A 19,816-nucleotide genomic window follows, 5' to 3' on the forward strand; every position below is an offset into this window, starting at 1 on the left:
ATTCCAGTAAATTTTTATCATTTTTTTTGATACGGCAGGACAGGATGAGTGAAAACATCACCGGGAAAGCGAACCGAGGCTTATCGCCTGCGGCGCTTTTAGTTGCCGGCGCGTTCTTTATGGAGTTTCTTGACGGCACGGTCATTGCCACCGCCCTGCCGGACATGGCAAAAAGCTTCGGCGTGCGGGCCGTGGATCTGAATATCGGGATCAGCGCATACCTTATTACCCTGGCGGTGCTGATCCCCGCCAGCGGCTGGATTGCGGACCGTTTCGGTGCGCGCAAGGTCTTTGCCCTCGCGCTGGCGGTCTTCACCCTGGCCTCGGTTTTTTGCGGTCTGTCGACAACCGTTGACACGTTTGTGGCGATGCGGGTGCTTCAGGGGATGGGCGGCGCGCTGATGGTTCCCGTCGGACGCCTGGCCGTACTGCGCACCACGCCGAAACACCAGCTGATCGCCGCCATCGCCACCCTCACCTGGCCGGCACTGGTTGCCCCGATTATTGGCCCGCCGCTGGGCGGGTTTATCACCCACTTTGCTGACTGGCGCTGGATTTTCTTCATCAACGTCCCGTTAGGCATTGCGGCTATTCTTCTGGCGCTGCGGATTATTCCCGATCTGCGGGATGAGAGCCGCCGTCCGTTCGATACACCGGGGTTTATAGCCACCACTGTAGCCATGGTGAGCCTGGTTTACGCCATGGAACTGATGGGCGGGGAGCACGTCAGGATGGGACTGACGGTATGTTTGTTCATCGTGGGCGGAGTGGCACTGGGCGTTGCGCTGCGCCATTTCCGCCGCGCCGCGTGGCCGATGATAAGACTCGAGGCGATGCAGGTTGCCACTTTTCGCGTCACGATGTACGGCGGCTCGCTGTTTCGCGCCTCGATCAGCGCCGTTCCCTTTCTGCTGCCGCTGATGTTTCAGGTGGGGTTCGGGATGGACGCCTTTCACGCAGGCCTGCTGGTGCTGGCGGTGTTCGTCGGCAATCTCACCATTAAACCGGTGACCACGCCGCTTATCCGCGGCCTCGGGTTTAAGCGGTTACTGCTGATCAACGGCGCGCTGAACGTGCTGGCGCTGCTGGCCTGCGCGTTTATTACCCCCACAACCCCCGTCTGGCTCATCATGCTGATCCTCTATCTCGGCGGCGTCTTCCGCTCCATTCAGTTTACGGCGGTGAGCACCCTCGCTTTTGCCGATGTGCCTTCCGCACAGATGAGTTATGCCAATACGCTGTTTTCAACCGCCACGCAGCTTGCGGTGGGATTAGGTATCACCCTGGGGGCCATTGGCATTCGTCTCGGAGAGAAGATCGGCGATGCTTTCGGACTCGCCGCCGTTCCCGGCATCAGCTTTCGGCTGGCGTTTGTCGTTATCGCGGTGATTTGTCTGGCAGGCATGTTTGACACGCTGCGCCTGGCAAAAGATGCAGGCAGCGCGGTTTCGGCGAAGCCGTCGTCATGAAAACCGGGCGAGCGTTGCGCCGCCCGGTAAAGCACCGTTAGCCCACAATGCCACGGACGAAGGCTTCAATCTCTTTGTCCTGGCAGTTTTCAAAGAAACACTGCTGGAAGCGCTGGCCGGATACGGCGGTTTTCACCAGCTCAGGGTCAATCGCGCGCAGCGTATCAAGGTAGTTCTCTTTCACCACGGCCGCTTTCACCTGGTTGAGGATCCCGGCGTTGCGCACCTGAGGCTCTTTACGTTCCGGCGGATACCCTTCGCCGTTGCGACCGGTGAAGGCTTTCTCAAAGATGAAACGCACGTTCAGCTCGGCGCCCCAGCCAAACCCTTTGGCGAACGGCAGTGCAAGGGCGTTGCCGTTGTTGATCTGGGCAAAGAGGAAGGCATCAGCCGGATCAATGCAGTAGCCGCAAACCACGCCGGGATGAATGTTGAGCGACATCAGCGCACCCTGACCGGTACCGCAGCCCGTCACGACGAAATCGACGGCTTTGGAATTGAGCAAAATGCTCGCCATAATGCCCAGGTGAATATAGGTTAGGTGGTGATCGTTCTCATCGCTCATCCCCACGTTATAGACAGGGAAGCCTTTTTCGTCCGCGACGGCCTTTAGCTCATTGAGGATGATGGGATTCTTGGCTGCCTGGCTGTTTTCCATCATCAGTGCAATTTTCATCTTTTCTCTCCTGAATACGTGGCGGGTCTTCCCGCAGTGGATAGCGTTTCATCTTCACCTTACTATCAAACAAACACGCTTTCAAATTAAGTGAAAACTTGTTTTAAAAAACAAAGATGCGCTCACAATTTCAGAATGCCCGGCTGCCCTGTGCAGCGTTAACAGAAAGTTAAAAAATCCCTACTCCATCCCCACGCCGTTAGCTAGACTTCAGCAAAAGACAATAAAAACCACATGGGGATCACCTGTGCACCTGCGCTGCCGGACGCCACGCATCGTCTTATTATTGCTCATCGCCTTTTCCTGGGGGACTCCCACTGCCCTGCTGGCCGCAGAGCCGGTGCCTGTCTGGATCTATGACGCCAATAATTTTGAATCCTGGCGGACACCGCAGGGCGAGCTGCGCGGTTTTTATCCCTCCCTGATCCAGGCCATTAATCGCAGGCTGGAACTTAATCTGGTGCTAAAGCCGCTTTCCGGGAGCGAGATTGGACAGCGTTTCGCCAGCAATCAGTACGGCGTCTACGCCGGGGTGTTACGCACCGAAAAACGCGCCCGGACAAAAATCCTCTCCGCGCGGCTGTTTGATAATGAAGTGGTTGCGGCCAGCGCGTCGATGTCGGTCACCCATGCCGATCAGCTGAACCACACCCGCGTGCTGTTTCGCCGGGACGATGCCACCCTCGAAGGGGTGAAGCAACGCTACCCGGACCTGCGGTTCCGCTCCCTGCGCCTGGTCGAGACCAGCGAGGAGGCGTTCCGACTGCTCGGCGAACATCAGGCCGATTTCTATATCAACGATGCGTCAGAGATGGAAAACACCCAGCGGCACTACCTGATCTCGCACCCTTTTCCCGAACTGCGTATTCCGGTGGTGCTGGGGTTCAGCCCGGAACTGCTTCCCTTGCGTGAGCAGATTAACGCGTTCATCGGGGAAGCGTATCGCAGCGGTGAACTGCAAAGAACGCTTGAGGAGAGCAAACGAAACTATCTGCTCAGCCGCATTGTGGTCTCCGACAGCGAACGGGCGTGGATTGACCATCACCGCTTAGCGATTACGCTGCCCGGGAATGAGAATTACGCGCCGCTTATCTGGAAGGACCGACGGGGCTACCACGGGATGGCGATTGACTTAATCAATGACATGCGTGACCTGCTGGGTCTTAAGGTCGACGTTACCTTTATCGATAACTATGCCAGCAACCTGCCCCGCGAGGCGTGGCCGGTACGTCTGGTGGATATTGCGGAGCGTGACGATGCTGAACATGCCCGGGGGCGCATTGGCCCGGACATTGTCTGGCACAACGTCTATTACAATGCCATCGGCAGGCCGTTTTTATGGGATGAGGAGAGCATTCGCAGCCAGCGCGTCGGGGTGCTGGAGGGATCTTTCGCCGCCACCTATCTGCCGCAGCGGTTTGGCAGCGATGCGATCGTGGTGACGCGCCGCAGCATTGACGAGCTGATCGATGCGATTGAGGATAACAAAATCGATTTTATCCTCGGCGATCTTAGCTCGCTTGAAACGACACTTCGCGGGAATGAGCTGTTTCGTGGGGTATTAAAGGTGGCGGGCGTGACCCGCTCAGAATACATCATCGGCCCGTGGGTCGACCCCGATCATCCGCTGTTTCACCTTTTGACCCAAATCCATCGTCTGTCGGAGTTCCGGACGCAGATTGAACGGCGTGCGGACGATAGCCCCTTCCCGAGCCTCACGAAAAACACGCTTAAAATCATCAGCGTGATTTTGCTGATCGCCGCACTTTTCAGTCTCGGCATGCTGATAATGATGCGCCGCCATATCCGCAAGAGCCGTATCGTTAACCGGAACATGGTGCAGGCTCTGGAGAGGGTCAACCGCGCCCACGACGACGAAACCGGCAGCCATATTCAGCGGGTGGCAAAATATTGCGGGCTGATGGCCCGGGAGCTGGGGCTTTCAGGCCAGACGGTGCGCGACATTGAGCACTTTGCCTCTCTACACGACGTGGGAAAGATCGCGGTGCCAGACCGCATCCTGCGCAAGCAAGGCCCGCTAACCGCCGAGGAGTTTGCCGAAATGAAGCTCCATACGCTGAAAGGCTGGCGTATTATTCAGGGGCTTGAACTGGGCGCGGTGGCGGAGAATCTTATCCACTTTCACCACGAAAAATGGGACGGCAGCGGTTACCCGGAGGGGCTGCGCGGGGAGCAAATCCCACTTGAAGCACGGATCCTCGCTCTGGCCGACGTGTATGACGCCCTGCGGCAAAAGCGGGTCTATAAGCCGAGTTTTTCTCACGAAGAGGCGTGCGAGGTGATCTTCAAGGGGGCCGGGCGGCATTTCGACCCGCAGCTTGTCGCGCTGTTCCGTCTGCATCATGAGCGGTTCAGGACGATTTTTGACGAAATGGCCGACTAATACCCTTCGTTGCAAAGAGAAAGCGCTGTTTGGCTGGCTATTCCTGGCATTGCTGTGGTCATCAATCGGTACGATAACCTCTTTACACTCATGTAGAGCGAACCATGAAAAGACTTTTCGTTGCCGGTACAGTTTTGCTTCTTACGGGATGCAGCGTAACCCGTCAGGCCCAGGTAAGCAGCCTGGACGCGCCAAACGGCGTCGTTCGTCTGGACTACGGTCAGGCGCCATTGCAGAACGCCCATTATGACGAGTATGTCACTCACGGCACGGCGACCAAAGCCTGTCAAAGCATGGGATATTCCGCCGCCTCCGCCTATGGCCAGCCCATTAAAACCTGTAAGCTGATCGGCGGCTCCCTGTGTTTGAATGAAACAGTGACCATTCAGTACAAATGCATGGGCTATGCGATTAACCCTGGCGTCACTAATCCGTGGTATTAATTCCTGCTGCCAGTGACCGCTGGCAGACTCTTTTATCAGGAACAAAAACAATTCTCATTAATATAAATTAATCGAGTGCCAATGCGTGTTATTCCCATTCGTATTTTTAATAAAAATCTATTTATTTTACTTTTTGCAAATATTTAAATAACAAATTATAGTGACGCTCATCCTGAACCCGAAATAATAACGTGGAGCGGCACCGTGCTTAAACCTGAAATGATCGACAAGCTCAATACCCAAATGAACCTTGAGCTTTATTCCTCCCTGCTTTATCAACAGATGAGCGCCTGGTGCAGCTATCACAGTTTCGAAGGTGCGGCCGCGTTCCTGCGTCGCCACGCGCAGGAAGAGATGACGCACATGCAGCGCCTGTTTGACTATCTGACCGATACGGGCAGCCTGCCGCGTATTGATACGGTGGCCTCGCCGGTCGCGGAATATGGCTCGCTGGATGAACTGTTCCGCGCCACGTACGAGCACGAGCAGCTGATCACGCAGAAAATTAACGAACTGGCGCACGCCGCCATGACCAGTCAGGATTATCCAACCTTTAATTTCCTGCAGTGGTACGTTGCTGAGCAGCATGAAGAAGAGAAGCTGTTTAAATCGGTGCTGGATAAATTATCCCTGGCCGGTAAATCGGGTGAAGGTCTCTACTTTATTGATAAAGAACTTTCCACGCTTGATACCCAGAATTAATTCCACAAACGGTGCTGATCCTTCAGCACCGTTTTTTTAATGGCGGCAGATTTTACTTTCGTGCGTTGAGAAGCCCTCAGCAACGGGAATAAATTTACCCCTGGCCGCGAGAAATGCGACTAACTCCGACGCCGTCATATCCGATGCCGAACAGGTATGAAAACGCGCGACTTCACCAAAGCGCGCATGAATGGCCTCAATCAGACTCTGCTCAGAATACTGCTCACCTGACTCAATCATCATCGTAAGTACGTCGTGCCCGTGAATTGACATCTTAACCTCCTCAAAAGAAACCGCGAGACTACCCTTACCACGTCACGCGCGCCTTGCACTGGCTCAGGTTTCGCTTAACGCCTCACGCTGTAATTAATGCTTTACACACCTTGTAACGTGGATTTGACGAGCCGGCGCTTTTCCCTTACTCTGCGCCGCAGATTGGGTCGCGATATCGAATGGCTGTAGAGGAAAGTGTGAAGAACAGAACCCTGGGAAGTATTTTTATCGTCGCCGGAACCACAATTGGCGCAGGAATGTTGGCGATGCCGCTGGCGGCGGCCGGTGTGGGATTCAGCGTGACGCTACTGCTGTTGGTCGGGCTTTGGGCGCTGATGTGCTATACCGCCCTGCTGCTGCTGGAGGTTTATCAGCATGTGCCTGCCGACACGGGTCTGGGTTCGCTTGCTGCCCGCTACCTTGGGCGATACGGTCAGTGGATCGCAGGCGTTAGCATGATGTTCCTGATGTATGCCCTGACCGCCGCCTACATCAGCGGGGCCGGAGAGCTGATTGCCTCCAGCATTAACGACGCGTTCGGTTTCAACATTTCACCCGCAACCGGTGTGATCTTCTTTACCCTTATCGGCGGCGGCGTGGTGTGCGTGGGGACATCGCTGGTCGATCTGTTCAATCGCTTTCTGTTCAGCGCCAAAATTCTCTTTCTGATTGCCATGCTGGTGCTGCTGGCACCGCATATCCACAAGGTTAACCTGCTGACGTTACCTCTTGAAAAAGGGCTGGCCTTGTCCGCCATCCCGGTCATTTTCACCTCGTTCGGCTTCCACGGCAGCGTGCCCAGCATTGTTAGCTATATGCAGGGCGATATCCGTAAGCTGCGCCGCGTGTTTATTATCGGCAGCGCCATACCGCTGATCGCCTATATTTTCTGGCAGCTGGTTACGCTGGGGAGCATTGATTCCTCCACCTTTATGGGCATGATGGCCGAACACGCCGGGCTGAACGGGTTGCTGGTGGCTCTGCGTAACGTCGTGACCTCTTCACACGTCGAGCTGGCGGTGCATCTTTTCGCCGACCTGGCGCTGGCGACCTCATTCCTCGGCGTCGCCCTCGGCCTGTTCGATTATCTGGCAGATCTGTTCCAGCGCCGAAATAGCGTTGCCGGACGTTTACAGACGGGGGCGATCACCTTCCTGCCACCGCTGGCCTTCGCGCTGTTCTACCCGCGCGGGTTTGTTATGGCGCTGGGGTATGCGGGCGTCGCGTTATCCGTACTGGCCCTGCTGCTGCCGTCGCTGCTCGCCTGGAAAAGCCGGGAGCAGCATCCTCAACAGGGCTACCGCGTGGCGGGCGGTAAACCGCTGCTGTATCTGGTGTTTGCCTGTGGCGTAGCGATTATTCTGGTGCAGTTCCTGATCGTTGCAGGGCTACTCCCGGAAGTTGGATAACGAAAGGGGCTCAATGTGAGCCCCTTTTTTGATTAATGCAGACAGCAGCTTTTAAACTTCTTCCCGCTTCCGCAAGGACAAGGATCGTTACGTCCAACTTTGGTGCCGTTGACGATCGGCTTTTTCGCCTCCGGCTCTTGCGGGTTCGCCATCCAGTAGTTGTACAAGCGCAGCGCCGCAGGCTGGATGCGCTCGATGCTGGCGAAATACGCCTCTTCGGACAGTTCATCCAGCTTCTCGCTGTTCTCTTCCGTTCCGTGCAGGGCGATAACGTCCAGATCGGCTTTTAGCTCTTCAGGTAACGCCGACCAGTCGGTTAAGGCCACACCGCGCATATAGCCATAACACCACTCTTCAACCACGGTGAAGCTCTGCCCGTCCACGTCGTTAAAGCCAAACATTGGCTCAAACTGATCCGGGTACTCGCTCAGGCGCTCGGCAATGTCGTTCATATGCTTAAAGCAGAGATCGATGAACCGGTTCATTTCGCGATCGTTTTTCCAGCGCGGAATGTACTTCTCGCCGCCCCATACCGCCACCAGCCAGGTGTCGGGTTCAGGTACAACGGGGCCGGAAAGCACGGCGGTAAGCATACCGTCCAGTTCAGACACGTCAATGACAGACGCATCGTCATGGCCGTAAGACATTAAGGTCTCTTCAAGCCATGTCATTTCGCTTTCATTTAATGGGCCTTCAGTCATCGCTGACACTCCTGATCTAAAAAGGAAAAGATCCTGACACATATCGCCGCCCGTGCCTATCTGAAGTTTAGGCCTTTATTGCTGCAAAAACGTGCAAATCGTGACGCTTGCACAACTTATGGGCTTTAGTGTTAACGAGATGTGATCTCCGCTGTAATTTCACCTCATCCCGCAAGGCGGGATAAAACGGCACTCTATACTCAACATGTCACAACCCGGTCAAGGGACTAACCATTCTGGCAACGTTTTTGCTTAATGTTCTGCGTGCTGACTGGCACAACGAAACCTCGCCGTATTACGCGCTGTGTTGCCTGGATTTCGTGCGTTTTGTTCTTGCTTTTGTTTTTGGATTAACGACGTCATCAGGCGTTCGGGTTAATACCTGATGCAAAAACCTCTATGCTAAGGAACATCATAATGTCGCTGAAATTTATCAGAAGTCCCCTTTCTCTCGTGCTGGCCGGCTGTCTGGTGACGGCATTTTCCGCACAGGCCGATGTCGTGATTGGGGTTGCTGGCCCGTTCACCGGGCCAAACGCCACCTATGGCGATCAATACTGGCACGGCGCGACGCAGGCTGCGGAAGATATTAACGCCGCCGGTGGCATCAACGGCGAGAAAATTAAACTGGTTCAGGGCGATGATGCATGCGAGCCAAAACAGGCAGTCGCCGTCGCCAACCGCCTGGTTGACCAGGATAAAGTCAACGCCGTGGTCGGGCACTTCTGCTCCTCGTCAACCATGCCCGCCTCAGAGGTATACAGTGACGCGGGCATCCTCTCTATCACCCCCGGTTCGACCAACCCGCTGATTACCGAACGCGGCATGAGCGATATGTTCCGCATGTGCGGGCGCGATGACCAGCAGGGCCAGGTCGCCAGCGATTTCATTATCGACAAGCTGAAAGCGAAACGCGTGATCATCATCCACGATAAAGATACCTACGGCCAGGGGCTGGCGGATGCGACCAAAGCGGCGCTGGCAAAACGCGGCGTTAAGGACGTGATGTATGAAGGGCTGTCGCGCGGCGAAAAAGACTTTAACGCGCTGGTGACCAAGATCGGTGCGCAAAAACCGGACGTGGTGTTCTTCGGCGGATGCCATCCTGAAGCCGGTCCGCTGGTGCGCCAGATGCGTGAGCAAGGCGTACAGGCCAGTTTCTTCTCCGGGGACTGCATCGTCAACGAAGAGATGGTCACGGCGGCCGGAGGAGCGAAGTACACCAACGGCATCTACATGACCTTTGGTAAAGACCCCCGCCTGATCCCGGACGGCAAAGCCGTTATCGACAAATTCCGCGCCGGTAAGTTTGAACCCGAAGGCTATACCCTCTACGCCTATGCCTCCATTCAGGCCATTGCCGCCGCATTCAACGCCACAAAAGGGACCGATTCCGCCAAAGCCAGCGAATGGTTGAAAGCCAACGCCGTGGAGACGGTGATGGGCAAAAAAGCCTGGGATAGCAAAGGCGACCTGAAGGTCTCTGACTACGTGGTTTATCAGTGGGATGATAAAGGAAAATATAAGGAAGTTCAGTAACGGGACGGAGTCACGCTCAACGCCAGCGGGCCTGCCTGCTGGCGCCAACGACACATCAGGCTGCGCCAGCTGCGCTGGCCTATTACACGAGCGCGCAATGATGAGCACATTCTTCCTGCAGCAGTTAATTAACGGATTAACCCTCGGTTCCGTCTACGGACTCATCGCCATCGGCTATACCATGGTTTATGGCATCATCGGCATGATTAATTTCGCGCACGGCGAAGTCTATATGATCTCGGCTTACCTGTGCGCCATTGGTCTCGCGCTGCTGTCATTCTTCGGCTTGCAGTCGTTCCCTTTGCTGATCCTCGGCACGCTGGTCTTCACCATCGTCGTCACCGGCGTGTACGGCTGGACCATCGAGCGGATAGCCTACAGGCCGCTGCGCAACTCCACGCGCCTCGCGCCGCTGATCTCCGCCATCGGGATGTCCCTTATTCTGCAAAACTACGCCCAGCTCAGTCAGGGGCCACGCCAGCAGGGCGTGCCGACGATGCTGGATGGCGTGCTGCGGTTTCATCTGGGCGACGGCTTTGTTCAGATCACCTACACCAAGGTGTTCATTCTGATCGCGTCGTTCGCGGGCATGCTGCTGCTCACCTGGATAATCAGCAGCACGCGCCTGGGGCGGATGTGCCGGGCGGTACAGCAGGATCGCAAAATGGCCTCCATCCTGGGGATAAACACCGACCGTATTATCTCGCTGGTGTTTGTGATTGGCGCGGCGATGGCCGGGCTGGCCGGGGTGTTGATCACCATGAATTACGGCACCTTTGATTTCTACGTCGGCTTTGTGATTGGTATTAAGGCCTTTACGGCGGCGGTGCTCGGCGGCATTGGCTCGTTACCCGGAGCGATGCTGGGCGGGCTGATCCTGGGGGTCGCCGAAGCGCAATTTTCCGGGATGGTGAACTCGGATTATAAAGATGTTTTCTCGTTTGGATTACTGGTGGTGATCCTGATTTTCCGTCCTCAGGGGCTGCTGGGCCGCCCTGTCGTAGCCAAAGTGTAAGAGAGAAAGCAATGACGACACTCACGGTTGCCTCTGACGGTTTTTCCCTTAAACGCTGCGTCCTTGATGCCATCTTCTCTGGCCTGGTGGCGCTTATCATTTTCGGCCCCATCGCGGGCGTCGTGCTGGACGGCTACAGCTTCAACTTCAAATGGCAGCGGCTGGTGTGGATTGTCGCTATCGTGATGCTCGGGCGGTTTGTACTGAGCGTTTTTTTAGGGACATCCCCCGGCAGACGTTTTCAGGCACGCTTTGAGGCCGACAGCGCGGGGGTCTACGTTCGTCCCCCGGAATACAAAAGCCGGATGCGCTGGATCATTCCCCTGATTATCGCCCTGGCGATCTGCTTTCCCTTTGTCGCGACAAAATACGTGCTGACGGTGGCGATCCTCGGGCTCATCTACGTGCTGCTCGGCCTTGGGCTGAACATCGTGGTCGGGCTGGCCGGGCTGTTAGATCTCGGGTATGTCGCCTTTTATGCCATCGGTGCCTATGGTCTGGCCCTCGGTTATCAGTATCTGGGGCTGGGGTTCTGGACGATGCTGCCTTTGGCCGCCCTGATGGCCGCCGCAGCGGGCGCGCTGCTGGGATTCCCGGTGCTGCGCATGCACGGTGACTACCTGGCAATCGTGACGCTCGGGTTCGGAGAGATTATTCGCCTGGTTCTTAATAACTGGCTGACGTTCACCGGCGGCCCGAACGGCGTTTCTGCCCCTCCTCCCACCTTTTTCGGCCTTGAGTTTGGGCGGCGGGCGAAAGAAGGCGGCGTGCCGTTCCACGAATTTTTTGGCCTGACCTACAACCCCAACATGAAATTCATTTTTATTTACGCGGTGCTTTTCCTTGTCGTGCTGCTGGTGCTGTATATCAAGCATCGCCTGACGCGAATGCCGATTGGCCGGGCGTGGGAAGCGCTGCGCGAGGATGAGATCGCCTGCCGGTCAATGGGGCTGAATCACGTGCTGGTCAAGCTGTCGGCCTTTACGCTGGGGGCATCGACTGCCGGTATCGCCGGGGTGTTTTTCGCCACCTACCAGGGTTTCGTGAACCCCACCTCTTTCACCTTCTTTGAATCCGCGCTGATCCTCGCCATTGTGGTGCTGGGCGGAATGGGTTCCACGGTGGGCGTGGTGCTGGCGGCCTTTGTTCTCACCGTCACCCCGGAGCTGCTGCGCAGCTTTGCCGAGTACCGCGTGCTGCTGTTTGGCATGCTGATGGTGGTCATGATGATCTGGCGGCCCCGCGGTTTAATCCGCATTAACCGCAGCGGATATGCTATACGCAAAGGAGTCGCACCATGAAGGAGACGATACTGAGCGTGGAACACCTGATGATGCATTTTGGCGGGATTAAGGCGCTCAACGATGTCAGCCTTTCTATTCAGCGCGGGTCCATCACCGCCCTGATTGGGCCAAACGGGGCGGGAAAAACGACGGTGTTTAACTGCCTGACCGGATTTTATAAGGCATCAGGGGGGAACATTCTGTTCAGCACGCGGCATAAGACCACCAACGTCATTCAGGTGCTCGGCCAGAAATTTCAGCCCGGCGACTGGGTAAACCCGGCGCAGCTCGCACAGCGGCTGTTTTATAAGATGTTCGGCGGTACGCATCTGGTCAACCGTGCCGGGCTGGCGCGCACGTTTCAGAACATCCGTCTTTTTCGCGAAATGTCGGTGGTTGAGAACCTCCTTGTTGCCCAGCATATGCGCGTTAACCGCCATCTTCTGGCCGGGATACTGAACACGCCCGCCTACAGGCGGGCTGAAAGCGACGCGCTGGACCGGGCCTTTTACTGGCTGGAAGTGGTGGATCTGGTGGATTGTGCCAACCGCCTTGCGGGTGAGATGTCTTACGGCCAGCAGCGCCGCCTCGAAATCGCGCGGGCGATGTGTACCGGCCCGGAAATGATCTGTCTGGACGAACCGGCCGCCGGGTTAAACCCGGTTGAAACGCACAAGCTGAGCGATATCATTCGCTTCCTGCGCGACCATCATGACATCACCGTATTGCTGATCGAACATGACATGGGCATGGTGATGGAGATATCCGATGAGATTATTGTGCTCGATCACGGCGACGTGATTGCCCAGGGGAAACCGGAGCACATTCAGCATGATGAAAAGGTCATTGCCGCCTACCTCGGCACCGACGAAAGTGAGGTCATCCTGTGAGTGAGCCGATGCTGGAGTTTCGCAATGTCGATGTCTATTACGGCGTGATCCAGGCGCTAAAGCAGGTCTCTCTAGAGGTTAATAAGGGCGAGACCGTGGCGCTGATCGGGGCCAACGGCGCGGGGAAATCCACCCTTCTGATGTCCATCTTCGGGCAGCCGCGTATTCGTCACGGGCAGATCCTTTTTTGCAATGAGGACATTAGCCACAAGTCCACGCACTACGTTGCCTCCGGCGGCATTGCGCAGGCACCTGAGGGACGGCGCATCTTCCCGGATATGACCGTTGAAGAGAACCTGCTCATGGGCACGATACCTGTCGGCAATCAGTATGCCGCCCAGGATATGCAAAGCATGTTTGAGCTGTTTCCGCGTCTTAAGGAGCGGCGCAACCAGCGGGCGATGACCCTGTCCGGTGGTGAACAGCAGATGTTAGCCATCGCCCGCGCCCTGATGAGCCGCCCCAGACTGTTGCTGCTGGATGAACCGAGCCTGGGGCTGGCCCCCATCGTCGTGAAGCAGATTTTCCAGACGCTTCGGGAGCTGGCCCGTAACGGGATGACCATTTTTCTGGTCGAGCAGAACGCCCACCATGCGTTAACCCTTTCGGACCGGGGGTATGTCATGGTGAACGGGCAAATTCGTTTAAGCGGCAGCGGCGCAGAGTTATTAGGGAACCAGGAGGTCAGGAAGGCGTATCTGGGCGGAGCTTAACGCGGTTTGGGTAGCGAAAAGCCCCGCCGTTGCGGGGCTGATTTAAACGGCTGGCTCCGCTTACAGGCGGCCTTTGAGCCATGCCAGCTGCTGGTTGATCACATTGTCGAAGTGCTTGCCATCATACAAATCGTAATGCTTAGCGCCTTCTTCAACGTATAAGGTTTTATCATCGGCTTTCACAGAGTCATATAACGCCACGCCCTGTTGCGGTTCATTTACCGTATCGTTGCCGGCTACAACCACCAGCGTTGGGCAGTTAACCTTTTCGGCATTCTGGTACGGTTTATAATTGAGCGTTTCATACACCGTGAGGAACGGGATTTTGATATCCATCGATGGATAGCGCTCTTTATTGGCCTCAAAGAAGGCTTTCGACTCTTCATCACCCAGCACTTTGGTAATGGCAACGAACATTTCCTTGCCCAGACGCTCGCGTTTTTCCACCATCTTGTCGAGCGTTGCGACAAATCCTTGCTTCTCCTGCTCGTTCATCTTGCCGGTGACAATGGCCTCGCCATCCGCAAAGCCCATCTGACTGATGATGCCTTTGATCCGGGGGCGTTCAACCGCAGCGGCGAAGACATGGCAGGCGCCCAGCGAAGTGCCCCACAGCGCTATGCGGTGCCCGTCGATCTCTGACTGCGCCTCAGCCCAGTCGATAACCGAACAAATGTCTTCGATTTGCAGCGCAGGAACCAGCCTTCCGCGTTCCCCTCCGCTTTCACCAAAGCCCCGATAATCGAAGGTGATGGTGGCAAAGCCCGCCTGAGTAAACGCCTCAGCATAGCGTGGCAGTAAAATTTCCTGAATACCGCAAAATCCATGGCAAAGGATCACAACCGGAGCCTTAACAGAATCTGCGGGGCGGCGTAATGTTACAGCGATATCATCTTTTAATTTATGTTTAGTCAATAACATACATACACTTCCCTTACTATCGGAGCAGAAAGCGTATCAGTTTGCCCGAGAGCGTTTTTTGACATTCATCCAAATTATGATTAATCAAACGTTTATAAATCAACAATATGTATTATGAGATGTTTCAGCGTAAGGGATTTTTATTGGTGAAGGGAATAAGGTTTGGAGGAGGACGTAAAGCGGTGCAGTTAATTAAAGCGGTGGATAAAAAGATATAAAAAAACCGCCTTAGGGGCGGTTTCACGACACTGCTTATTGCTTTGATTATTCTTTTGCTTTCCCATGGTAGCCGGAGTGGGACTTGAACCCACACAGCGCGAACGCCGAGGGATTTTAAATCCCTTGTGTCTACCGATTCCACCATCCGGCCAGGGAAGAAAGTGGAGGCGCGTTCCGGAGTCGAACCGGACTAGACGGATTTGCAATCCGCTACATAACCGCTTTGCTAACGCGCCGTAAATCTTTTGTCTTTCGACCTGCACCCGCGATTGCCGATGCATTTTATCTGGAGCGGGAAACGAGACTCGAACTCGCGACCCCGACCTTGGCAAGGTCGTGCTCTACCAACTGAGCTATTCCCGCATGTCATCAAGATGATATCTAACCACTTGATTTCATTATCGTCCGGCAAACCGTGCCGCCGTTCGATGCGTTGCATTCTACTGATATGACGTGGTGAGTCAACGTTATTTTTGCATCTCAGGATCGTTTGCTGAAAATTGCGCCGAAACGATCACTGTTCAAGCAAATCACCGCGTGCAGCGTTCAGATATTGCAGCATCGACCACAGCGTCAGCACAGCTGCAACCCACAGCAGACCGATTCCTGCCCACTCAACCCAGGCATTTGGACGCCACAGCATCCATACCAGCGCAGCCATTTGCGCAGTGGTTTTGACTTTACCGATCCAGGAGACCGCCACGCTGCTGCGTTTACCCAATTCCGCCATCCACTCGCGCAGCGCGGAGATGATGATCTCGCGGCCAATCATTGTTGCCGCCGGCAGCGTTACCCACCAGGTGTGATAATGCTCAGCCACCAGCACCATCGCGATTGCAACCATCACTTTATCGGCGACCGGATCGAGGAAGGCGCCAAACCGCGTGCTCTGGTTCCAGCGACGCGCCAGATAACCGTCAAACCAGTCCGTGACCGCCGCCACGAGGAAGATGAGCGCACAGGCAAACGGTGCCCATACCACCGGCAGGTAAAATGCCAGCACAAAGAACGGGATAAGTACGACGCGAAAAAGGGTGAGCAACGTAGGGATATTAAATCGCATAATGACGGTAACTGTCTGTTGTCAGTAAAATTTAGCTCTATGTTGCTACAGAGCCCTCAATGTTTCAACGAGTAGTAGATCTTTTCTGCCAGCCCTTGCGAAATACCCGGCACTTTTGCAATTTCTTCCATGCTGGCATTGAGTAATCCTTGCAATCCGCCCATATACTTCAGCAGCATCTGGCGACGCTTTGGCCCAACGCCCTCAATGGTTTCAAGGGTACTGGTGTTTTTAACCTTCGCTCTTTTCTTACGGTGCCCGCTGATCGCGTGATCGTGTGATTCATCGCGGATATGCTGGATCACGTGCAGCGCAGGGGAATCCGGCGGCAGGCTGAAGCCCTCTCCTTCTGGCTCAAAGAATAGCGTCTCCAGCCCGGCTTTGCGGTCCGCCCCTTTCGCCACGCCCAACAGCAGCGGATGGTTTTTGTCCCACTCCACATCGAGCGATTCAAATACCGCCTTCGCCTGGCCGAGCTGCCCTTTCCCGCCGTCGATCAGAATAACGTCCGGGATTTTGCTCTCTTCGATGGCTTTGCCGTAGCGCCGACGCAGTACCTGGTTCATCGCCGCATAGTCATCGCCCGGGGTGATCCCGGTAATATTATAGCGGCGATACTCTGCCCGCAGCGGACCATTTGCATCGAATACCACGCAGGAGGCGACCGTCTGTTCACCCATCGTATGGCTGATGTCGAAGCACTCCATACGTTTGATTTCCGGCAGCTTCAACTGCGTCGCCAGCGCGGTTAAACGCTGATGAACCGTCGACTGCTGAGAAAGTTTGGTCGTCAGGGCGGTGGCCGCATTGGTTCGGGCGAGCTTCAGATAACGCGCACGGTCGCCGCGCGGCCTGGTCTGAACGTTAACCCGACGTCCGGCGAGACTGGAAAGCGACTCTGAGAGCAGCGTTTTATCGTCCAGGTTAAAGTCGAGCAGGATCTCCGAGGGCAGCGTTCGCATCTGACTTCCCTGCAGGTAGAACTGACCAACAAACGTCTCGACCACTTCCCCCATCTCTGTACCGCCCGGTACCTTCGGGAAATAGCTTCGGCTGCCCAGCACTTTACCCTGACGAATAAAGAGCACGTGCACGCAGGCCAGACCGGCATCATAAGCAACGCCAATCACGTCGAGATCGTCACCGGTGTTGGAGACAAACTGTTTCTCGGTGACGCGGCGAACGGCCTGAATTTGATCGCGGATGCGCCCCGCCTCTTCAAACTCCAGCGCGCCGCTGGCTTTTTCCATGCGCGCAATAAGCTGCGTCAGAACCTGATCGTCCTTCCCGGCTAAAAACAGACGTACGTATTCAACCTGCTGGGCATACTCTTCTTCACTGACCAGCCCCTCAACGCACGGCCCCAGGCAGCGACCAATCTGGTACTGCAGGCACGGGCGCGAACGGTTACGGTAGACGCTGTTCTCACACTGGCGGATAGGGAAGATTTTTTGCAGCAGTGCCAGCGTTTCGCGCACCGCATAGCCGTTAGGGAATGGCCCAAAATATTCACCCTTCGCATGTTTGGCACCACGGTGCATCGCCAGACGTGGATGGGTGTCTCCGCTCAGGAAGATAAAAGGATAGGACTTATCATCGCGCAACAGGACGTTATAGCGCGGCTGATAAAGCTTAATGTAGTTGTGTTCAAGCAGCAGCGCTTCGGTCTCCGTATGGGTCACGGTGACATCAATATTGTGTATTAATGCGACCAGCGCTTCGGTCTTACGGGAGGCCAGATTGCTTCGAAAGTAGCTGGATAGGCGTTTTTTGAGGTCTTTTGCCTTACCCACATAGATCACCGTGCCGCCAGCGTCATACATACGATAGACGCCAGGCTGGCTCGTAACGGTTTTTAGAAATGATTTTGAATCGAACGCTTCATTCACTGACTTACTAACGACTCCGCATTACACAGACCATGACGAATGGCCAGGTGAGTCAATTCGACATCACCATGAATGTTCAGTTTACTGAACATACGATAGCGGTAGCTGTTGACCGTTTTCGGGCTGAGATTCAGTTGCTCCGAAATCTCATTCACCTTCTGACCTTTAGTGATCATTAGCATAATCTGCAATTCGCGCTCAGACAAACAGGCAAAGGGCGATGCCGTTTTTTCCGGTTCAATCTGACTCAACGCCATTTGTTGTGCAATGTCCGAGGCGATGTAACGCTGCCCGGCATAAACAGAACGGATAGCATTAACCACTTCCTGAGGTGCGGCGCCTTTACTCAGGTATCCGGCGGCTCCCGCCTGCATCACTTTGGCAGGAAGCGGGTTTTCCGTATGCACGGTCAGCATGATGACTTTGGTATCAACAAAGGTGCGGGCAATTTTGCGCGTGGCCTCAAGCCCGCCAATACCGGGCATGTTCATATCCATCAGCACAACGTCTGCCGAGTTAGCACGGCACCATTTCACCGCGTCTTCGCCACAGCAGGCCTCACCGGCCACTTTGATGCCTTTTATATCTTCAAGAATGCGTCGTATCCCTGCGCGCACCAGTTCGTGGTCATCAACAAGAAGGACGTTGATCAAAGGAAATGTCTCCAGAATAGGGATAACGCTACTGACTGCTTATTGCCTTTATATTAACGGTTTTCCTCACAAGATTAAATCGTTAAAAAAGCGACTATTCGATTACGCTCTCGTTTCTGGAAATTAGCTTGTACAGCACGTGGAAAGCGACCCCGCATGGAATGGGCTTTTAAGTCTATTTTTAAGCATCTGTATTCAAAAGGTTACAAAAAAATCGTTAATAACTTTCGCACAAAACAGTTCTTAACTTTTTGTAACAACAATTAACGACAGTCGAACCGGCGCAAAACAATTAATTGTCTTACGCGGATGGCCAGATTACTGCGACGTTCTGTTTACGCAAATAAACAAAATGCGGAAAAGTACAAAAAACAACCACTGCTTTTTTTGTCTCAGCTTGTGATATACTCCGGCGCCATAACTTTCATCGTCGCGCTCGCGCGCTGTTTTATATTGAGGAAAATAAATGAGCACACCTGAATTTGCCACTGCTGAGAATAACCAGGAACTGGCACAGGAAGTAAACTGTCTGAAATCGTTGCTGACGCTTATGTTGCAGGCCATGGGTCAGGCGGACGCGGGACGTGTGATCATTAAAATGGAAAAACAGATCGCGCAGATGGAAGACCAGGCAGAGTCAGAGGTATTTGCCAATACGGTTAAGCAGATTAAACAGGCTTACCGTCAGTAATAAAAAACGGCTGGATGCAAAGTATTCAGCCGTTGTCTTGTCTGCCACGCAGAACGTTTTTTCAGTCAGATCAGTCCTGTCGCCGCCGCGTAACAGGCAATCTGCGTTTTGTTCGGCGCGTTGAATTTCTTCTGCATATTCTTTTGATGGAAATTAACCGTATTCTCCGAAATCGAGAGAATGATGGCTATTTCCGCCGACGTTTTACCTTCCGCTGTCCACTTCAGGATCTCGCGCTCGCGCTTACTGAATTTCATTTCGGGCGGCATGACCGTCTCATGTTCGAACCTCAGCAACGACGTCAGCGCCATTTGCACCAGCATTTGCAGCCGCAGCTCGATCTCTTCATGGTGGATCGCATTTTCGCGCAGGCTGGTTCGGGAGACCGAAAGGAACCCGAGCGCATGATTCGGCAGCATCAGACATTGCGTTATGCCTTTGCGAATGCCGTGGTCCTGCGCCCCGCCCCATAATTCCTGGGCATCCGCGAATAATTCATCGGTCCAGGGTAAATGGCCCTGGATAAAGTTCTCCGGTTTAAGCACCGGATCGACCGCGAAATAATTCTCAGACTTATATTGCGCCATCCACCGATCGGGATAACTGGAATGTACAGAAATCTTCGGGCGCGTAAACGGCACCGGATGTCGAACGCAGAGTGAGAAGTAATCAAATTCGAGCGCCTGTGTTTGCTGCTGAAGTTCTTGATAAACCTCGTCAGCACAGGTCAACGCCTGAAAGCGAAGGAAGCATTTCCGTCGCCACGTGAAAAAGTCTGAATCCCTCATACTTACTTAATGAAGCCCCTGATAAAGATAATCATTCTTATGGTGAATATAAACTACCACATAAATCTTATTTAT

General features: G+C 54.6%; 20 protein-coding genes and 3 tRNA genes. 12 read left to right on the forward strand and 11 right to left on the reverse strand.

What is annotated here, in order from left to right; translation table 11 throughout:
- Window positions 1-44: 44 nt before the first annotated feature.
- The gene (locus FFS28_RS04310; RefSeq protein ID WP_137848868.1) at window positions 45-1,469 is read left to right on the forward strand and encodes an MFS transporter; all 1,425 of its coding nucleotides are present in this window, start codon (window positions 45-47) and stop codon (window positions 1,467-1,469) included.
- 37 nt (window positions 1,470-1,506) lie between these two features.
- On the opposite strand, the gene FFS28_RS04315 is transcribed toward FFS28_RS04310, so the two are convergent.
- Window positions 1,507-2,145, reverse strand: coding sequence for an RpiB/LacA/LacB family sugar-phosphate isomerase (locus FFS28_RS04315; protein ID WP_006176101.1), 639 nt, complete (start codon window positions 2,143-2,145; stop codon window positions 1,507-1,509).
- A 247-nt stretch (window positions 2,146-2,392) separates the two neighbouring features.
- Between FFS28_RS04315 and FFS28_RS04320 the strand changes: the two genes are divergently transcribed.
- The 3 genes from FFS28_RS04320 to ftnA all read left to right on the forward strand — a co-directional run bounded on the left by FFS28_RS04320 (window position 2,393) and on the right by ftnA (window position 5,694).
- Window positions 2,393-4,549, forward strand: coding sequence for an HD domain-containing phosphohydrolase (locus FFS28_RS04320; protein ID WP_249357420.1), 2,157 nt, complete (start codon window positions 2,393-2,395; stop codon window positions 4,547-4,549).
- Between the two features lie 104 nt (window positions 4,550-4,653).
- A complete protein-coding gene (gene yecR, locus FFS28_RS04325; protein WP_137848869.1) occupies window positions 4,654-4,992 on the forward strand; it encodes a YecR family lipoprotein in 339 nt (112 codons plus the stop codon).
- A gap of 204 nt (window positions 4,993-5,196) precedes the next feature.
- On the forward strand, window positions 5,197-5,694 hold the full coding sequence (gene ftnA / locus FFS28_RS04330; RefSeq protein WP_042320093.1) for a non-heme ferritin: 498 nt from the start codon (window positions 5,197-5,199) through the stop codon (window positions 5,692-5,694).
- A gap of 36 nt (window positions 5,695-5,730) precedes the next feature.
- On the opposite strand, the gene FFS28_RS04335 is transcribed toward ftnA, so the two are convergent.
- Window positions 5,731-5,967 (reverse strand): YecH family metal-binding protein, encoded by a 237-nt coding sequence (locus FFS28_RS04335; protein ID WP_137848870.1) that lies wholly within the window; start codon window positions 5,965-5,967, stop codon window positions 5,731-5,733.
- A 197-nt stretch (window positions 5,968-6,164) separates the two neighbouring features.
- Between FFS28_RS04335 and tyrP the strand changes: the two genes are divergently transcribed.
- Window positions 6,165-7,376, forward strand: coding sequence for a tyrosine transporter TyrP (gene tyrP / locus FFS28_RS04340; protein WP_137848871.1), 1,212 nt, complete (start codon window positions 6,165-6,167; stop codon window positions 7,374-7,376).
- A 32-nt stretch (window positions 7,377-7,408) separates the two neighbouring features.
- On the opposite strand, the gene FFS28_RS04345 is transcribed toward tyrP, so the two are convergent.
- Entirely contained in the window at window positions 7,409-8,077 is a 669-nt protein-coding gene (locus FFS28_RS04345; protein ID WP_137848872.1) for a YecA/YgfB family protein, read from the reverse strand.
- Window positions 8,078-8,494: 417 nt separating this feature from the next.
- Between FFS28_RS04345 and FFS28_RS04350 the strand changes: the two genes are divergently transcribed.
- From FFS28_RS04350 to FFS28_RS04370, 5 genes are all read left to right on the forward strand, one after another.
- Window positions 8,495-9,616 carry a branched-chain amino acid ABC transporter substrate-binding protein gene (locus FFS28_RS04350; protein WP_137848873.1) on the forward strand — a complete coding sequence of 374 codons (1,122 nt, stop codon included), beginning with the start codon at window positions 8,495-8,497 and terminating at the stop codon, window positions 9,614-9,616.
- A 100-nt stretch (window positions 9,617-9,716) separates the two neighbouring features.
- Window positions 9,717-10,631: an ABC transporter permease subunit gene (locus FFS28_RS04355; protein ID WP_058610251.1), complete on the forward strand. Its 915-nt coding sequence runs from the start codon at window positions 9,717-9,719 to the stop codon at window positions 10,629-10,631.
- 11 nt (window positions 10,632-10,642) lie between these two features.
- Complete coding sequence (gene livM, locus FFS28_RS04360) at window positions 10,643-11,932, forward strand: high-affinity branched-chain amino acid ABC transporter permease LivM (RefSeq protein WP_137848874.1); 1,290 nt, start codon at window positions 10,643-10,645, stop codon at window positions 11,930-11,932.
- A complete protein-coding gene (locus tag FFS28_RS04365) occupies window positions 11,929-12,804 on the forward strand; it encodes an ATP-binding cassette domain-containing protein (RefSeq protein ID WP_137848875.1) in 876 nt (291 codons plus the stop codon). Before livM ends, FFS28_RS04365 begins: the two co-directional genes overlap by 4 nt.
- Complete coding sequence (locus tag FFS28_RS04370) at window positions 12,801-13,517, forward strand: ABC transporter ATP-binding protein (protein WP_042320101.1); 717 nt, start codon at window positions 12,801-12,803, stop codon at window positions 13,515-13,517. The genes FFS28_RS04365 and FFS28_RS04370 overlap by 4 nt, the downstream gene beginning before the upstream one ends.
- Window positions 13,518-13,577: 60 nt before the next feature.
- Here FFS28_RS04370 and uilS read toward each other — a convergent pair whose 3' ends face one another.
- The 7 genes from uilS to uvrY form a co-directional block, all read right to left on the reverse strand.
- Window positions 13,578-14,438: a UilS family quorum-quenching N-acyl-homoserine lactonase gene (uilS, locus tag FFS28_RS04375; protein ID WP_137848876.1), complete on the reverse strand. Its 861-nt coding sequence runs from the start codon at window positions 14,436-14,438 to the stop codon at window positions 13,578-13,580.
- 283 nt (window positions 14,439-14,721) lie between these two features.
- A tRNA-Leu gene (locus tag FFS28_RS04380) sits at window positions 14,722-14,808 on the reverse strand.
- An 11-nt stretch (window positions 14,809-14,819) separates the two neighbouring features.
- Window positions 14,820-14,893, reverse strand: a tRNA-Cys gene (locus FFS28_RS04385).
- A 51-nt stretch (window positions 14,894-14,944) separates the two neighbouring features.
- Window positions 14,945-15,020 (reverse strand) — tRNA-Gly (locus tag FFS28_RS04390).
- Window positions 15,021-15,171: 151 nt separating this feature from the next.
- On the reverse strand, window positions 15,172-15,720 hold the full coding sequence (pgsA, locus tag FFS28_RS04395) for a CDP-diacylglycerol--glycerol-3-phosphate 3-phosphatidyltransferase (protein ID WP_006176115.1): 549 nt from the start codon (window positions 15,718-15,720) through the stop codon (window positions 15,172-15,174).
- 56 nt (window positions 15,721-15,776) lie between these two features.
- Complete coding sequence (uvrC, locus tag FFS28_RS04400) at window positions 15,777-17,609, reverse strand: excinuclease ABC subunit UvrC (protein WP_042320104.1); 1,833 nt, start codon at window positions 17,607-17,609, stop codon at window positions 15,777-15,779.
- A complete protein-coding gene (gene uvrY, locus FFS28_RS04405) occupies window positions 17,606-18,262 on the reverse strand; it encodes a UvrY/SirA/GacA family response regulator transcription factor (RefSeq protein WP_006176117.1) in 657 nt (218 codons plus the stop codon). The genes uvrC and uvrY overlap by 4 nt, the downstream gene beginning before the upstream one ends.
- A gap of 309 nt (window positions 18,263-18,571) precedes the next feature.
- Here uvrY and FFS28_RS21935 point away from each other — a divergent pair, with 309 nt between their 5' ends.
- Both FFS28_RS21935 and FFS28_RS04410 read left to right on the forward strand, forming a co-directional pair.
- Window positions 18,572-18,742 carry a hypothetical protein gene (locus FFS28_RS21935; protein ID WP_420025983.1) on the forward strand — a complete coding sequence of 57 codons (171 nt, stop codon included), beginning with the start codon at window positions 18,572-18,574 and terminating at the stop codon, window positions 18,740-18,742.
- On the forward strand, window positions 18,729-18,953 hold the full coding sequence (locus FFS28_RS04410) for a DUF2594 family protein (RefSeq protein ID WP_006176119.1): 225 nt from the start codon (window positions 18,729-18,731) through the stop codon (window positions 18,951-18,953). The genes FFS28_RS21935 and FFS28_RS04410 overlap by 14 nt, the downstream gene beginning before the upstream one ends.
- Window positions 18,954-19,018: 65 nt before the next feature.
- Here FFS28_RS04410 and sdiA read toward each other — a convergent pair whose 3' ends face one another.
- The gene (sdiA, locus tag FFS28_RS04415) at window positions 19,019-19,741 is read right to left on the reverse strand and encodes a quorum-sensing transcriptional regulator SdiA (protein WP_137848877.1); all 723 of its coding nucleotides are present in this window, start codon (window positions 19,739-19,741) and stop codon (window positions 19,019-19,021) included.
- Between the last annotated feature and the right edge of the window lie 75 nt (window positions 19,742-19,816).

The organism is Enterobacter sp. 2VL, from assembly GCF_005503595.1.
Classification (GTDB): domain Bacteria; phylum Pseudomonadota; class Gammaproteobacteria; order Enterobacterales; family Enterobacteriaceae; genus Enterobacter; species Enterobacter cancerogenus.

What these genes read in the sequence shown, in the direction of transcription:
- FFS28_RS04315 (WP_006176101.1), bottom strand. Translation starts at nt 2,145, where the DNA reads ATGAAAATTGCACTGATGATGGAAAACAGCCAGGCAGCCAAGAATCCC.
- FFS28_RS04350 (WP_137848873.1), top strand. Translation starts at nt 8,495, where the DNA reads ATGTCGCTGAAATTTATCAGAAGTCCCCTTTCTCTCGTGCTGGCCGGC.
- FFS28_RS04335 (WP_137848870.1), bottom strand. Translation starts at nt 5,967, where the DNA reads ATGTCAATTCACGGGCACGACGTACTTACGATGATGATTGAGTCAGGT.
- yecR (WP_137848869.1), top strand. Translation starts at nt 4,654, where the DNA reads ATGAAAAGACTTTTCGTTGCCGGTACAGTTTTGCTTCTTACGGGATGC.
- FFS28_RS04410 (WP_006176119.1), top strand. Translation starts at nt 18,729, where the DNA reads ATGAGCACACCTGAATTTGCCACTGCTGAGAATAACCAGGAACTGGCA.
- FFS28_RS21935 (WP_420025983.1), top strand. Translation starts at nt 18,572, where the DNA reads ATGGCCAGATTACTGCGACGTTCTGTTTACGCAAATAAACAAAATGCG.
- FFS28_RS04310 (WP_137848868.1), top strand. Translation starts at nt 45, where the DNA reads ATGAGTGAAAACATCACCGGGAAAGCGAACCGAGGCTTATCGCCTGCG.
- pgsA (WP_006176115.1), bottom strand. Translation starts at nt 15,720, where the DNA reads ATGCGATTTAATATCCCTACGTTGCTCACCCTTTTTCGCGTCGTACTT.
- FFS28_RS04365 (WP_137848875.1), top strand. Translation starts at nt 11,929, where the DNA reads ATGAAGGAGACGATACTGAGCGTGGAACACCTGATGATGCATTTTGGC.
- uilS (WP_137848876.1), bottom strand. Translation starts at nt 14,438, where the DNA reads ATGTTATTGACTAAACATAAATTAAAAGATGATATCGCTGTAACATTA.
- FFS28_RS04345 (WP_137848872.1), bottom strand. Translation starts at nt 8,077, where the DNA reads ATGACTGAAGGCCCATTAAATGAAAGCGAAATGACATGGCTTGAAGAG.
- sdiA (WP_137848877.1), bottom strand. Translation starts at nt 19,741, where the DNA reads ATGAGGGATTCAGACTTTTTCACGTGGCGACGGAAATGCTTCCTTCGC.
- FFS28_RS04355 (WP_058610251.1), top strand. Translation starts at nt 9,717, where the DNA reads ATGAGCACATTCTTCCTGCAGCAGTTAATTAACGGATTAACCCTCGGT.
- livM (WP_137848874.1), top strand. Translation starts at nt 10,643, where the DNA reads ATGACGACACTCACGGTTGCCTCTGACGGTTTTTCCCTTAAACGCTGC.